Consider the following 13836-nt stretch of genomic DNA (forward strand, 5'->3'; position numbering starts at 1 on the left):
GTGTAGTGAGCAGCTGGGGGCTGTCATGCAGGGGGGAACAGTGCGCGGTGGTGGGCTGCGCCCTGGGCGCATTACCGTGGGTGGGCGGCGATGAAGAATCGGAATCCGTTGATTTGGCTGTCCGCGGCCGATCCGGAGATCCTCGCGCGGTGCCGGACCGACCGGCCGAAGTACGTGGGGCTGGGTGCGGCGGTGCTGATCACCGCGTGCATCGGCGGGCTGTCGTGCGCGTTCGCGCTGGCGATGGCGTTACGGGTCAATCCGGTGGTCGCGGCCGTGATGGGGGCCTTCTGGGCGCTCGCGATCATGAGCATCGACCGGTGGATGATCTCGTCGGTCAAGCGCCAGGAGCGCTGGTACCAGAACCTGGGCGCCGCCGCGCCCCGGATCGTCCTGGCCGTCCTGATCGGAATCATCATCTCGACGCCGCTGGTCCTCCGCATCTTCGAACCCGAGATCAACTCGGAGATCGTCAAGATGCACAGCGAAGACGACTCCGCCTACAACCGGTCGCTCCGCACGGATCCGGACGGCAAGCAACTCCAGGCGCTCCGAAAAGAGCAGACCACCCTCAACGGCCAGATCAAGACCCTCCAGTCGGGAAACGTCGACGTCAATTCCGACGCCGAGGTCAAGCGGACGAAAGCCGACCGCGACAGCAAGCAGAAGACCTACAACCAGAACAACGCCGCGTATGACCGGTGCTACCTCGACGACGAATGCGGAGCGGTCAGCAAGTCACAGGCCCTGCCCCTGCTGCAGGCCCAGCGCGACTCGGCGCGGAAAGCCCTGGTCCAGGCCAAGGACGACTACAACGCCGCCCTCGATACTGCGCGGACGTCCCTCCAGGGTGCCCAATCGAAGGACCTCGGGGCCAAGCAGGATCGCCTCACCGAGGTCGAGAAAGGCATCGCCGATCTGGAGAAGCAGCAAGCGGACAGCCGGACCGAACACCAGGCGCGGACGAAGGACAACACCGGGCTGTTGATCCGGATCGAGGCGTTGAACCGGGTCACGGATGACCGGCCCACGTTGCTCTGGGCGCACCTGCTGCTGTTCTTGTTCCTCACTACGTTCGAGTGTCTGCCGGTGTTGGTGAAGTTCCTGCTCTCGCTCGGGAAACCGACCGTGTACGAGCAGGCGGTCGAGGCCAACGAGAACGATCAGATCGCTATCGAGAAGCAGCTCTCGCGGGAGCGGCGGGCTACGCAGCTGATGCTCAACCGGGATCCGTACGTCTCCGCGACGCTCTGGCGCGACAAACGGGACGAGGTCATCCCGGGCCTGGTCGACGAGACGATCGCGGCCGATCGGGACGTGTATCTGACCGCGCTGCGGGAGTCCCAGGAGCGGCGCCGGGCGCGGGCGATCTCCGATCCGGACGCGTATCTCCGGTCGGTCGGCGAGCGCTTCGGGGGCGGCCTCGCGCCGCAGGGTGGCGCGCCGGTGCAGGGGCCGACGGCAGACATCCCGCCGCCCCGCTACCCGAACGCCCCTTACCCGCAGGCCACGCCGGCCGCTCCGCCGAGCCCGCCGGCCGCCTTCCCCTCCACGCCGGGCCAAGCACCCCCGTACCCGGGCCCCGACGCCCCGTACCCCGACGCCCCGTACCCGGCCGCCGAGAACCCAGCCGCCCAATACCCGACCGCCCAATACCCGACCGCCGAGAACCCGGCCGCCGAGAACCCGGCCGCCCAGTACCCGCCGGCCGCCTCGCCGACGAACGGCGCGGCCAACGGGAACAACGGCGACGATCCGCTGATCAACGGGGCGGGGGCGTGGCCACGCTTCGAGCCCGGGTCGCGAGGACGCCGCTCATGACCGGCGCGGCCCTCAACATCGCCGCCACCTGGCGCCGCACCCGTTCGCTCGGCCCCGGCGTCCGCTCGGTCGCCTGGGTGCAGGGGTGCCCGTTCAGCTGCCCCGGCTGCGTCTCCCCGGAATGGATTCCGTTCACCGCGGCGAACGCGTACTCCCCCGAGCAGCTGGCCGAGACCCTGCTCGCGCACAGCGCGGGCGACTCGTCGTTCGAGGGCCTGACGTTCTCCGGCGGCGAGCCGATGGAACAGGCCGAGGGCCTCGCCGCGACGATGCGCGCGGCCCGGTCGATGGTTCCGCACTCGAAGAAGCTGTCGCTGATCTGCTACACGGGCTACCGGCTCGAGCGACTCCGCCGCGATCCCCCGAACCCGGGCGTCGCCGACCTGCTCGCGCTCACCGACGTCCTCATCGACGGCCGTTACGTCGCGGCCCGCAACGACGACCGGGGCCTGCGCGGCAGCAGCAACCAGCGGGTCCACCACCTCACCGACCGCTACCGCGACCGCTCGGACGAATTCGAGCGCGGACGGCGGCGGGTCGAGGTCCGGATCCGTCCGGACGGCGTCCAGATGGTCGGCGTCCCCGGGACCGGCGTCGCGTCCGCCCTCAACGTCGCGTCCGCCCTCGATCGGGCCGTCACGAACAGTGGAGACCCCCGATGAGCGGCAAGAAGACCAGTTACGTCAGCGTCGACCAGGACGCCTGGCGCAATGCCCAGCGTGCGGCCGCCCGGCTCAGTGACGTCCGCAAAGACCTACCACGGATGCTGAACGACGTACGCGAGCAGACCCGGCGGGACGCCGAGCAGGTCACTGCGGGCCTGAGCGCGCGGCAGAGTGCCGCGGAAGCCTCGATCGCCGCGCTGAGCGCGGAGAACCAGCGGATCGAGACCGAGACCAACCGACGGCTGGCCGAGCAGTCCGCCCGGCTGATGGGCGAGATCCGGCAGGAGTCGGACAGCATCCGGGCCGACACGACCGCGGCGCTCGCCCGGCAGGAGAGCGCGCTGCGCGGCGCGCTGGCGGCCGAGCGCCGGCAGCGCGAGCAGCAGGTCGCCGAGCTGCGGCGGGACCTGGCCGACCTGCAGTCCGACCGGGTGCGGGCGCAGGAGGCGGCCGCGGCCTGGATCTCCGACGCGGGGGTCATCCGCGACCTGATCCGCAAGAGCCTCCCGCACGAGCGGTTCGCGCCCGGGCAGCTCGACCGGCTCGACCGCGAGCTGGCGACCGTGCAGAACACGCACAACTCCGGGATGGGCGAGGCGGCGCTGGCCGGCGCGCAGAGGCTCAAGCACGCGCTGGACGACCTGCGCTTGGAGGTCATTTACGCGAAGGACGAATGGGACGTCGTCCGGCTGGCCGCGGGCAAGGACCTGCGAGCGCTCGAGGCGACGATCAACCACAGCGCCACGGTGAAGGGCATCGACGCGACCGGCACCGAGGACGACGAGACCGAGGTCGACGTCGACTACTGGTCGGACGGTGCGCTGCAGGAGCTGCGCGACGAGGTGCACACCGCCCTCGCGTCCACCACCGACGCCTCCGCGCTGACGACCGACCAGCTCCGCGTCCTGCTGGAAGAACGTCAGCCGGAGCTGGTGGAGCGGCTGAACTCGGTCCTCGCGCAGGCGAAGCTGGCGCAGCTCAGCTCGCAGCTGCGTACGAACGTGGCCGACACCGTCGTCGGGGTGCTGGTCGACAGCGGCTACCAGCTCGACGGGCACACGTTCGCGCACGACGACCAGCGGGAGGCGTTCTACGCCAAGGTCGTCCATCCGGACGGCAGCGAGGTCGTGATCGACGTGTCGCCGCGGCCGGAGCAGCCGGAGAGCTCCCAGCTGCGGATCCTCACGTACGACGAGGAGGGCTCGGACGAGATCCGCCGGGTGCGGGCCGACGAGCTGGCCGGCGCGCTCCGCCAGGAGGGGCTCGACGTGCCGCCGCCCCGCGAGGAGGGCAACGGGATCCCGGACGAGCGCTTCCGGGGCATCGAGAACCTCCGCCGCGGCACGGCCGGGGTTCCGGCGCGGGCGTCGGCGAGGCAGGGCCAGAGCGGCTCGGCGGGATGACCGTCGAAGCGGTCGGCTATCAGGGCCCGGCCGAACGCGTCACGGGCGCGCTCCGGCTCACCCGTGGTCCGTTCGCGGTCGTGCACGGGCTGGGCATCGAGGACCGGTTCATCGGCAGCGACTACGTCGAACGCGGCATCGAAGAAGCGCTCTGGGAGGCGCTGCGCGCCGCCGGGTTCGAACGGATCGCGTACTGCTCGGCGCGCGATGCGCTGTACTTCCGCGACGACGAGTCGCGGCAGGTCGGGACGAAGCGCTCGACGGCCCCGGCGGCTGAGGCCCCGGCGCGGCCCAAGGGCATGCGGTTCTTCAGCGGGCCGCAGGGCAAGCGGAATCGCCTGGGTGGCGCGGCCGAGGCCCGGTCCGGCTCGGCCGGCGCCCCGCCGGCGTCCGCGGCCCGACCGCGGACGATGACCGACGCGTTCCTGATCCAGAACCTCGACTACCTGATGACGCAGGACGACGTCCGGACCGCAGTGGTGATCTCGCGCGCCGATCAGTTCCTCGACTTCGTGCGCGACACCCGGGCCCTGGCCGAGAACTTCGGCCGCTGGGTGAGCCGTCCGACCGCCAACCGCTGCCTGCTGCTGTTCCCGCAGCGCGAGGTCGAGCGGGTGCTGGAGCTCGTCCGGGAGAGCCGGAACTACCGCGACCTGGCCGAGTTCCTGGACGCCGGCACCCAGCGGTCGACGTCGCCGTTCGGGCAGATCGGCGAGCCGGAGGCCGACGAGCTGGCCCGGCTGATCTCGCTCGTCCGGCTGCGCGACGGGCTGGAGATCGGCGACTGGAACGAGCTCCCGAAGCTGATCGCGGCGGCGGCCGCCCAGCGCGAGATGGGGGCCTCCGGATGGCTGGCCGAGCTGCGCGAACTCGCCCGCACCGACACCCCGCTCACCGCGCGGGTGCTGAGCCGGCGCGGAGTGATGGCGAGCGCGCTCCCCGACCGCACCGCGCAGGAGCGGCTGGACGAGCTCGTCGGGCTCGCGCCGGTGAAGGAGCACCTCCGGTCGCTGATCCGGCGGGTCGCGGTCGACCAGGCGTTCCGGGAGGCCGGGCACGCCGACCGCTCCGAACCGCCTGCGCGTCACCTCGTCTTCACCGGCAACCCGGGCACCGGCAAGACGACGGTCGCGCGGCTGGTCGGGGAGATCTATCGCGATCTCGGCGTGCTCCGCCGTGGTCAGCTGGTGGCGCCGGAGGTCAGCGACCTGGTCGCCGACTACGTCGGCGGTACCGCCACGAACACCAACCGCCTGGTGGACGAGGCGATGGACGGCGTGTTGTTCATCGACGAGGCCTACCGGCTGAGCGAGCAGCGCGACGGGTTCGGGCAGGAAGCGATCAACGCGCTGCTGTCCCGGATGGAAGACGCCCGCGATCGGCTGGTCGTGATCGCGGCCGGCTATCCGAACGAGATGTCGACGTTCCTCGACTCGAATCCGGGGCTGCGCAGCCGGATCCCGTTGGCGAACGTCGTCGAGTTCCCCGACTACGAGCCGGCCGAACTGCTGACGATCCTGCACGACGAGCTGGGACGGGCCGGGCTGGCCGTGGCGCCGTCGTTCGCCGACCAGCTCCGCGAGGTCATCGACGGCGTCTACCGGACCCGTCAGAAAGACTTCGGCAACGCCCGGACGATGCGCGAGTTCGCCCAGGAGCTGCGGAACCGCTGGGCCGACCGGGTGCTGCCGGGTGACGCCCGGCGTCCGACGCCGGAGCAGGTGGCGGCGGCCCGGGCCGAACCGCTCACCGAGGACGACCTGCCCGAGCGGTACCGGGTGCACCTGGCCGCGTCGGTGCCGACGATCGACGTCGTGCTGTCCGAGTTGGACGCGATGGTGGGGCTCGGCTCGGTGAAGGACACGATCCGCCGGCTGGCCAACCGGCTGCGGCTGCGGCAACGCCTCGGCGGCGAAGCGCCGGTCGCGCCGCACCTGCTGTTCCTCGGGCCGCCGGGCACCGGCAAGACCACGGTGGCCGCGACGATCGGCCGGATCCTGCACAGCCTGGGCCTGCTGGCCAAGGGGCACGTCGTCGAGGCGACCCGCGACAAGCTGGTCGCGGGTTACGTCGGACAGACCGAGGGCAAGACGACCGCGCTGATCGAGAAGGCGCTCGACGGCGTCCTGTTCATCGACGAGGCCTACAGCCTGGCCGGGCGGGGCGAGAACGACTTCGGCCGGGACGCGATCAACGTCCTGGTGCCGGCGATGGAGTCGCTGCGGGGGCGGCTGGTCGTGGTCGCCGCCGGATACCCGGAGCCGATGCGCGAGTTCCTGGCGCAGAACGAGGGGCTCGCGTCCCGGTTCACGGTCGAGGTCGACTTCCCCTCGTACACGCCGGACGAGCTGGGGCTGATCCTGACCCGGATGGCGGAGTCCTCGCGCCCGGCCTACCAGGTGCTGCCCGAGGTGCGGACGCGGGCCGAGCTGGTGCTCGCGCGCCGGCAGCAGGCGCGTCCGCGAGACTTCGGCAACGGCCGGGCCGCGCGCGGGCTGCTGGTGGAGATGGAGGAGCGGCTGGCCGAGCGCACGCTCGAGCTCCCGGAGGACGTCGATCCGCAGCAGCTCACGACGTTCCGACCGGAGGACGTGCCCGATGCCTGAGTGCTGTCCGGTGTGCCTGCGGGAGATCGAGCCGGCCGACGTGTGCGGCGGATGCGGCTGGGTGCTGCGCAGCGGGGTGCGCCTCGGCGGTCTGACCGACGCGGCCCGCGAGGCGTTCGCGGCGAAGCTGGGGGCGGCCCAGCACGCCATCGACGCCCGGGCGGCGGTACGGGTGCTCGACTCGCTCGGCGCGGACGAGCCCGGGCTGGCCGATCGGATGCGGCGGGTGATGCGTGGATCGGGTGCACCGGTGGCGGGCGGCGGTGCCCGGCCCCGGGCCGAGGATCTCGGCGGGATGCTCGCGCCGCATCTGGCCCGGTTGGTGGCCGGGGAGATCGACCGCTTGGCCGTCGTCGAGATCGGGGCCGAGGCGGTGACCCTGCACCGCGTGCGGGTCGATCGGATCGGGACACCGGTCTCCGATCCGGCGGTGGCGTGGGCGTGGACCGCGCTGGTTCCGGCGCTGCCGTCCGACCGTGAGCTGCGGCTGCTCCGGCTGGCCGGAGGGATCGGCGACGGCGACGGCGCGGCGCCGACGGGAGCCGAGCTGACCGCCGGACGGCTGCCGGCGGAGTTGACCGAACGATCGCTGAGCGGTGCGTTGGTGCTGGTCCGGCGGGTCGCCAGCTGGCCGGTGCTGGACGCGCTGGTAGACGCGCTGGCCGAACGACTCGGGACGCCGGCCGCGGTGACGGTCGCCGGCGCGCTGGACGACGCCCTCCGGCGCGCTCCGCTGAGGCACGACTACGCGCTCGCGATCGCCTCGCTCGATCCGTCGACCGGGCGGGTGGCGGTGGTCCCGAAAGTCCTGTTCGGACGGGGAACCAGCGTCGTCCCCGGACGGGAGCCGATCGAGGACGTCCCGGTGGCCCGGATCGGCGCCGACGATGAGGTGACGCTGGCGGTGGTCGCGTGTCCGGAAGGCCGGCCGGAGGACTGGTATCCGGTGCAGGCCGCCGTCGTCGCACTGCCGGGGGACGGCGTGACCGTGCAGATCGCGTTGGAGGGGCCGGGCAAGGTCCGGTTCCTCGCGCCGGTCGGGGTGCGGGACGTTCCGCTGGAGTGGAACTCGCTGCTCGGGCGTGTGCAGGACGCGGAGGTCCACCAGCCGGTCGACTGCGTGTTCGCGGTGGAGCTCGGCGGTGCTCCGGCCGAGGTCCAGGCGCGGCTGGACCTGATCGAGAACACGCTTGCGCTGCTCGCCGCCGAACACCCGCAGCCGCTGGCGTTGCGGGTGGCGGTCATCGGCTACGACGACCACGTGCTGGACGGCGGGCGGCGGGTGCCGCCGGTCGTGCACCCGGCCGGGCTCGAACCGATCGCCGCCGCGCGTACCCGGGTGCGGACGCTCCGCCCGGCCGAACGCGGCCATCCACTGGTCGCACCGGTCGAGGACGCGATCGCCGAACTGCCGGCGCTGGACTGGCGCACCGGGATCCCCCACGTTCTCGCGGTGCTGGGTAGCCGGCCACCGCATCCACCGGAGGGCGACGGCAGGAGCCCGCGCTGCCCACGCCAGTTCAACTGGGAGACGACGATGGACGGTCTCGTCCGAATGCAGTCACTGCGCCGCGTGGCGGTGCGGTTCCGGCCGGAGATCGAGCCGGTGACCTTCGAGCGCAACGCACCGGGCCGGGCCCAAAAGGCCTGGCACGGGCTCGGCGCCGACGGGGTCCTCGACGGCGAGGTCACGTCGGCGTGGGACCTGGCCCAGCTGACCGGCTTGGAGCCACGTCCACGGCTCCGGTCCGGGGTACCGCTCCCCGGCCTGGTGCTCGGGGGTGCGGCATGACCTCCCCTTACCTGGAAGCGCACGGCGTCCGCATCGGCCTGTGGGGTGCCAGCGGTAGCGGCAAGACCACGTACCTCGGCTCGATGCGCACCGCGGTCACCCAGGCGTCGAAGGACAAGGTGGCCTGGACGGTCCGCGGCGCGGACGAGGCCTCGGTGTCGATGCTCGCCCAGTGGCAGGACACGTTGACCGGCGAGCGCGCGTTCCCCGAGGGCACGACGAGCAACACCCCGATGCGCTGGATCTTCCAGGGCGAGCGGCAGCCCGGTGGGCGTCCGATCGGGATCCAGCAGCCGAGCAGCCGGCGCAACGACCACGTCCAGTTCGCGCTGGACGTGCTCGACGTCCCGGGCGGCCTGGCGAACAACCAGGCCTGGCTGAACCCGCAGCCGGACGAACCGCAGCCGGTGGACGACCTGGACTTCGACTTCGAACCGGCCGAGGCGGGCGCCGAAGCCGCCAGCCGCTCGACGCCGCTCGCCGATTTCGTCGAGCACCTCGCGGGCTGCGACGGGATCCTCTACCTGCTCGACCCGGTCACCAACGATCTGGAGGACCAGGCGTTCCAGAACTTCAGCGGGCTCCTGGCCCAGATCGAGTATCTGGTCGCGACCCAGAACCGGCTCCGCGGCACCCGGCTGCCGCACTTCCTCGCGTTCTGCGTCACGAAGTTCGACGACCCGGTCGTCCTGGAGATGGCGCTCGGTCAAGACGGCATCCAGGCGCTGAAGGGCCAGCGGCCGCCGATCAAGCCGACCCAGGAGGACGCCCGGCGCTGCCTGGAGATGCTGAAGTACAACTCGGCGAACGGCGGGGTGGCGAACGTCCTCGACGCGGTCGGCCACTTCTTCCTGCCCGGCCACGTCCGGTACTTCGCGACGTCCTCGATCGGCTTCCGCTACGGACCGGACTCCCGTTTCGACCCGGGCGATTACCTCAACACGGTTCCGCAAGGCAACAAGACCCGGATCCGCGGCTCGATCCGCCCGTTCAACGTGCTCGAACCGCTGGTCTGGCTGGTGAGCCGGATCCGTGAGGCACAGCGGAAGAGCCCCGCCAATGGCTTCTGAACCCGGCGGTGTGCTCGTCGAGTGGGCGCAGTACGGCAAGCACGCCGGCCAGCGGGCCGACTACGGAGTTCTGGCCTGCAGCGCCGGAGCGCTGACGCAACGCCACTTCGACAAGATCATCCAGCAGTTCTCCCCCGGAACCGCCTCGGTCCGGCGTACCGGCCAGGTCGACTCGCTGCCCTGGGTGACGTTCACCGCGGCCCGGATCGCCAAGGTGCCGTACGTCGGCGTCGCGGTCCAGGAGTGGCCGACCGACCCGACGGCGGTGGACCACTTCGGCCGCAGCATCGTCGACACCCGGTTCTTCACCGTGCCGCTCGACGTGTTCCTGGCCGGCTTCGGCACGTACGGCTCGTTCTACCGGGCCGTGCAGCACCAGCGGCCGACCGAGAACGGGGCCGAGGAGCGGGTACCGGCCGCGCCCGATCGCCCGGCTCCGGTCGTCAGCGAGTCGACCGCTCGGGGCGTGGCCGCGCGACTGCTCAACGGGCCGGTCGTGCTCCTGCCGGCGTCGCGGAACACCGTCGAAGCGCGGATCGCGGTCATCGACCAGGTCGCGTCCTGGCTCCCGGCCGGGGCCCGGGCGAGCCTGACCGCGAGCACCTGGGTCGACCGCCGCTCGTCGCACTCGCTGCGGCTGGTCTTCGCCCAGCCCCTCCGCTCCGAGGACGACGACGTCGACCTCGATCAGCCGGTTCCGCCGGCGGGCAGCACCGAGTACCGGCAGTACCTCGCCGCGTACCGGGAGCTGCTCGGCGGCGACTCCGGGGTTCAGGACCGCCTGGCCGCCGACACCGGGCACTACAGCTTCGCCACCCCGGACGAGATCGTCGCCGCCGTCCGCCGGCCCGTCGTCGACGAGTTGCGTCGCCGGGCGGCGTCCGGTTCGTTCGACGTTCCGCGGGCGGTGGCGGTACTGACCGAGCTGCCGACGACCGTGGACGACGACGGCGTGATCCTGACCGCGCTTCTCCCGTCCCTGCACGGCGCCGACCTGAAGGTGCTGGAGAAACACTGGGTGCCCGCGGTCTTCCCGGCCGCCCGCGACGCCGTGATCACCGCGGCCGGCACCCCGTCCTCGGCCGATTTCGTCGCGCTGGTCGACGCGCTGACCGCCGTCGGCGAGCTTCCCCCGCTGATCACGGCGCTGCTGGCCCCCGGCTCCAACGGACTCCCCGACCCGCAGCGGGCCGATCTCGCCGCGCGGATCCTCACCGGCTGGTCGCTGAGCGCCGCCGACGCGGACTCGTTGCGCGGGTGGTTCAACGCGCACCCGGACGCCGCGCTGTTCCTCGTCACCCGGCAGGCCGTGTGGCTGGGGAAGAACGAGCCGCAGGTCTCGGTGGCCGCCCTGCTCGAGAGCCTCCGGAGCGTGCTGACCGGGACGCTCGGCACCGAACTGCACCCCTTCCGGCTACTCGCCGCGCGAGCGGGCGAACAACTGCCCGGTCTGAGCCCGGCCTCGCTCACCCAGCTGACCCGCCACCACACGCTGCAGGACTGGCCGGCCGCGACGCTCCTCCATGCCGCCGCGACCCTGCGGCGGGTCACGCCCGAGGTCACCCACGCCTATCAGATCTGGTATCGCGAGAACGAGCAGTCGTTCGACGGTGATCGCCGGGGGTTGTGGGCCACGGAGTTCCAGTACGCCGGCATCGAGGTCCCACGCCCGAAAATCCAGTATTGGGGCCGGCGCAAGGAGAAAGAACCCCAGGAACTGACCGAGTTCGTCGCCGACGTGCTGGCGCCGTCCCAGGACCCGCACAAGGGCGTTTTCAACGCGGCGATCACCCGCTACTTCGAGCCCCGCCGCGGTGACCTGGCCGTGCTCGCCGGGGCCGACGGCCGGGTGATCGTCGTCGACGCGCGGAATGCCGGTGGCCCGTCCGCGGTCCGCTGGGCGGTCGGATATCCGGACGTGGCTCGCATCGGGCTGACCTGCCTGCTGCGCAGCACGATCGCCGCGGTCCCACCCGGCCGCGGACCGTGCCGGGTCGCCGTCGTCCCCACGCCCGCGGGACGCGTGGGCGGGTACATCGACGGCTTGGGGCTCGGCAACGTTGCCGCGGTGGCCGCCGTACTGCTGACCGGCCCGGCGACGATCGTGGGAGCCCCGGCGAATCTGGAGCAGCGACTCGCGTTGCTGGAGTCCGTCGGAGCGCTGCTGCCACGGGGGTGCCTCGCGTCGCTGCGGATGACGACCGGCCCGAGCACGGCGCCGCACCACCCGTTCCACCTCCAGTTCGCCGACCCGCCCGAGACCCCGAAACACGGGGCCGTGCTGACCTGGGCCGACCTGCGGAAGTCGGCCCAGCCGTTCCTGGTCGACGCTCGCAGCAGGCTCTACCTCCAGCGGCTGATGCTGACCCGCGCGATGCACCGCGGCACCGACGGCCTGGTGGATTGCCTCGCGGCCGACGGCACCGCGCTCGATCTGGACGACGCCGACGACACCGGGTCGCTCCCGGACTGGCGGCGGATCGGCCTCAGCTGGCCCTCGGCCGACGGCCGACCCCAGGACGACGCGGTCTCGGACGACCTGCGCGAGGCGCGGCACCGGATCCGCTGGGACATGTTCGACGGTGACCGCAGCCTGGTCTCGACGATCCACACGCTGCTCGGCGAGGGCACGATGGCCGACTTCGAGCGCGTCCGCGAGTACGTCGTCGCCTACCAGGGCTCGCGGGAGTCCCTCCTGCAGACACTCGGCCGATCGTGCGAGAAGCTCAGCGGGCGGAAGGGCCAGCGCGACGAGCGCATCCTGCAGGGCGTCGCGTGGCTGCTGACGGAGTTCGTCCCCCTCCCGGCCTCGAGCGACACCCCGAACCCGCAGTCCCTCGCCGAGCTGGCGCGTTGGCCGGCGCTCTCGGTGCGACTGTTGTTCCAGGTCGCCCGCACTGACCCGCCCGTGGTCAGCACCTGGGTCAGCGCGATCTCGGCCGCGCGCGGCGGTCTGCCGCCCGAGCTCACGAGTTTCGGCGTTCTGATCTGGCCGAACGAGTTCCCGTTCGACGAACGCGCGGTCCGTCAGATGGTCGAGACGCACCGGGCGAACGCGACGTCCGCGCTGATCAGCCTGGCGCTGCTCAACGGCGCGACGCACCCGGTCGTCGGTGCGCTCGTGGACGCGGCCGAGCGTGGTGGTTCCCCGGTGCCGGCCAGCCTGCTGGGGATCAGTGACGTCGTGGAGCCCCGGGCCGGAGTGGCGCAGTGAGTGGCGTCGGGGTCGTGCTCGGCGGCGACTACGCCGCCGTGCACCGCGAAAGCTCCTCCACCCTCGTCCGGGGCCTCGTCTCGTGGACCGGGCTCGACCCTCGGGCCGGGGCGACCTCGCTCGATCGGTTGCCGTGCTGCGACCCCGAGGTCGTCGGCGACATCGTCGGACTGCTCGCCTCCTCCCCCGACCGCTGGAGCCGCCCGGTCACGCCGAGTGGGCGCACCGCCGCGGACGTGTGCGCCGGGTTCCTGAGCGCGCTGCTCGGTGAGCCGGACGAGACGCTCACGATCGCGGTGCCGGACCGCTGGTTCGGCACCCCGACGTTGAGCCTCGCCGCCGACCGGCTGACCCGCCTGCTGGACAGCGCGCCTACGCTCGCGCCCTACTCCTGCTGCGTCACGGCGGGCCTGTCCGAGCAGGGCTCGGCGCTGGTCTGCCACGTCGACCAGACGCGCGTCGACGTCGGGCTCTGCGACACCGACGGCGACACCATCCGGCTCGTCGACATCGGCAGCGCCGCCTTTCCGGACGTCGTGCAGCAACTGGCCGACGCCGCCCAGCCGCCCTCCGGGCACGAGCCCGATCAGCTGCGCGAAGCCATCCTGCGCTGCCTGGCCCCGCAATCCGACCGGGCGAGAACCGCGGTCCGGCACTGGCGCGCGGCCCGGGCCTACGCGCCGGTCGTGGCCGGTGTCCGCTACCAGGTGCCGGCCGGCGCGGTACTCGACGCGAGCGACGCCGTCGCCTCGGCGTTGACCACGGCGTTGCAGGGCCGGAGCGCGGCGAACGTCGTCCGCATCGGCTCCCTGAGCCCGCTCCCGATCGTCGGCGACGTCCTCGGCGCCACCGCGATCACCGCCACCGCGCTCACCGCGGCCCGCGGCGCCGCGTGGCTCACGAACTTCAGCGTCGGCCAGGGGCACGACGTCACGCTCCGGGTCAACCAGATTCGCGGCGGACGGCCGCTGACCGCCGACCTGCCTCTGCTCGCAGCCGACCGTCCGCCGTGGCTGGACGACGGAGCGACTCCGCTGGTGGTCGTCGACGACGACTTCCCCGGCCTGGTCGAGCTCGACGTCCGGCCGCTCAGCGGGCCGGCCAGCCGCTGGGACGCCCGGGTGACCGACCTCCGGCCGGGCGATTACCGGGTGCGGGTGCGGATGTCCCGGCACCGGCCCGAAGCACTCGTCCTGCGCCCGGCCGACGGCGGCACCGAGCGGGTCCTGCTCCTTCAGGAGGCGACATGACAACCCTTCGGGAGG

At 72.3% G+C, this 13836-nt stretch carries 8 protein-coding genes; all 8 read left to right on the plus strand.

Annotated features, from left to right (window positions below):
• The first annotated feature begins 90 nt into the window (after nt 1–90).
• Genes ACIBZJ_RS29070 through ACIBZJ_RS29105 form a run of 8 tightly spaced genes read left to right on the plus strand, consistent with a single transcriptional unit; the run spans nt 91 to nt 13821 of the window.
• Entirely contained in the window at nt 91–1821 is a 1731-nt protein-coding gene (locus tag ACIBZJ_RS29070; RefSeq protein ID WP_395935115.1) for a DUF4407 domain-containing protein, read from the plus strand.
• On the plus strand, nt 1818–2483 hold the full coding sequence (locus tag ACIBZJ_RS29075; protein WP_395935117.1) for a 4Fe-4S single cluster domain-containing protein: 666 nt from the start codon (nt 1818–1820) through the stop codon (nt 2481–2483). The genes ACIBZJ_RS29070 and ACIBZJ_RS29075 overlap by 4 nt, the downstream gene beginning before the upstream one ends.
• Nucleotides 2480–3889, plus strand: coding sequence for a hypothetical protein (locus ACIBZJ_RS29080; RefSeq protein ID WP_395935119.1), 1410 nt, complete (start codon nt 2480–2482; stop codon nt 3887–3889). The genes ACIBZJ_RS29075 and ACIBZJ_RS29080 overlap by 4 nt, the downstream gene beginning before the upstream one ends.
• Nucleotides 3886–6495, plus strand: coding sequence for an AAA family ATPase (locus tag ACIBZJ_RS29085; RefSeq protein ID WP_395935121.1), 2610 nt, complete (start codon nt 3886–3888; stop codon nt 6493–6495). Before ACIBZJ_RS29080 ends, ACIBZJ_RS29085 begins: the two co-directional genes overlap by 4 nt.
• Nucleotides 6488–8287: a hypothetical protein gene (locus tag ACIBZJ_RS29090; RefSeq protein WP_395935123.1), complete on the plus strand. Its 1800-nt coding sequence runs from the start codon at nt 6488–6490 to the stop codon at nt 8285–8287. Before ACIBZJ_RS29085 ends, ACIBZJ_RS29090 begins: the two co-directional genes overlap by 8 nt.
• Nucleotides 8284–9357, plus strand: coding sequence for a hypothetical protein (locus ACIBZJ_RS29095; RefSeq protein ID WP_395935125.1), 1074 nt, complete (start codon nt 8284–8286; stop codon nt 9355–9357). The genes ACIBZJ_RS29090 and ACIBZJ_RS29095 overlap by 4 nt, the downstream gene beginning before the upstream one ends.
• The gene (locus ACIBZJ_RS29100) at nt 9347–12571 is read left to right on the plus strand and encodes a hypothetical protein (RefSeq protein WP_395935127.1); all 3225 of its coding nucleotides are present in this window, start codon (nt 9347–9349) and stop codon (nt 12569–12571) included. Before ACIBZJ_RS29095 ends, ACIBZJ_RS29100 begins: the two co-directional genes overlap by 11 nt.
• Complete coding sequence (locus tag ACIBZJ_RS29105; RefSeq protein ID WP_395935129.1) at nt 12568–13821, plus strand: hypothetical protein; 1254 nt, start codon at nt 12568–12570, stop codon at nt 13819–13821. The genes ACIBZJ_RS29100 and ACIBZJ_RS29105 overlap by 4 nt, the downstream gene beginning before the upstream one ends.
• Nucleotides 13822–13836: the final 15 nt, after the last annotated feature.

It is taken from the genome of Cryptosporangium sp. NPDC051539 (genome assembly GCF_044454545.1).
Classification (GTDB): Bacteria; Actinomycetota; Actinomycetes; order Mycobacteriales; family Cryptosporangiaceae; genus Cryptosporangium.

What these genes read in the sequence shown, in the direction of transcription:
- ACIBZJ_RS29100 (WP_395935127.1), top strand. Translation starts at nt 9,347, where the DNA reads ATGGCTTCTGAACCCGGCGGTGTGCTCGTCGAGTGGGCGCAGTACGGC.
- ACIBZJ_RS29080 (WP_395935119.1), top strand. Translation starts at nt 2,480, where the DNA reads ATGAGCGGCAAGAAGACCAGTTACGTCAGCGTCGACCAGGACGCCTGG.
- ACIBZJ_RS29085 (WP_395935121.1), top strand. Translation starts at nt 3,886, where the DNA reads ATGACCGTCGAAGCGGTCGGCTATCAGGGCCCGGCCGAACGCGTCACG.
- ACIBZJ_RS29095 (WP_395935125.1), top strand. Translation starts at nt 8,284, where the DNA reads ATGACCTCCCCTTACCTGGAAGCGCACGGCGTCCGCATCGGCCTGTGG.
- ACIBZJ_RS29070 (WP_395935115.1), top strand. Translation starts at nt 91, where the DNA reads ATGAAGAATCGGAATCCGTTGATTTGGCTGTCCGCGGCCGATCCGGAG.
- ACIBZJ_RS29075 (WP_395935117.1), top strand. Translation starts at nt 1,818, where the DNA reads ATGACCGGCGCGGCCCTCAACATCGCCGCCACCTGGCGCCGCACCCGT.
- ACIBZJ_RS29090 (WP_395935123.1), top strand. Translation starts at nt 6,488, where the DNA reads ATGCCTGAGTGCTGTCCGGTGTGCCTGCGGGAGATCGAGCCGGCCGAC.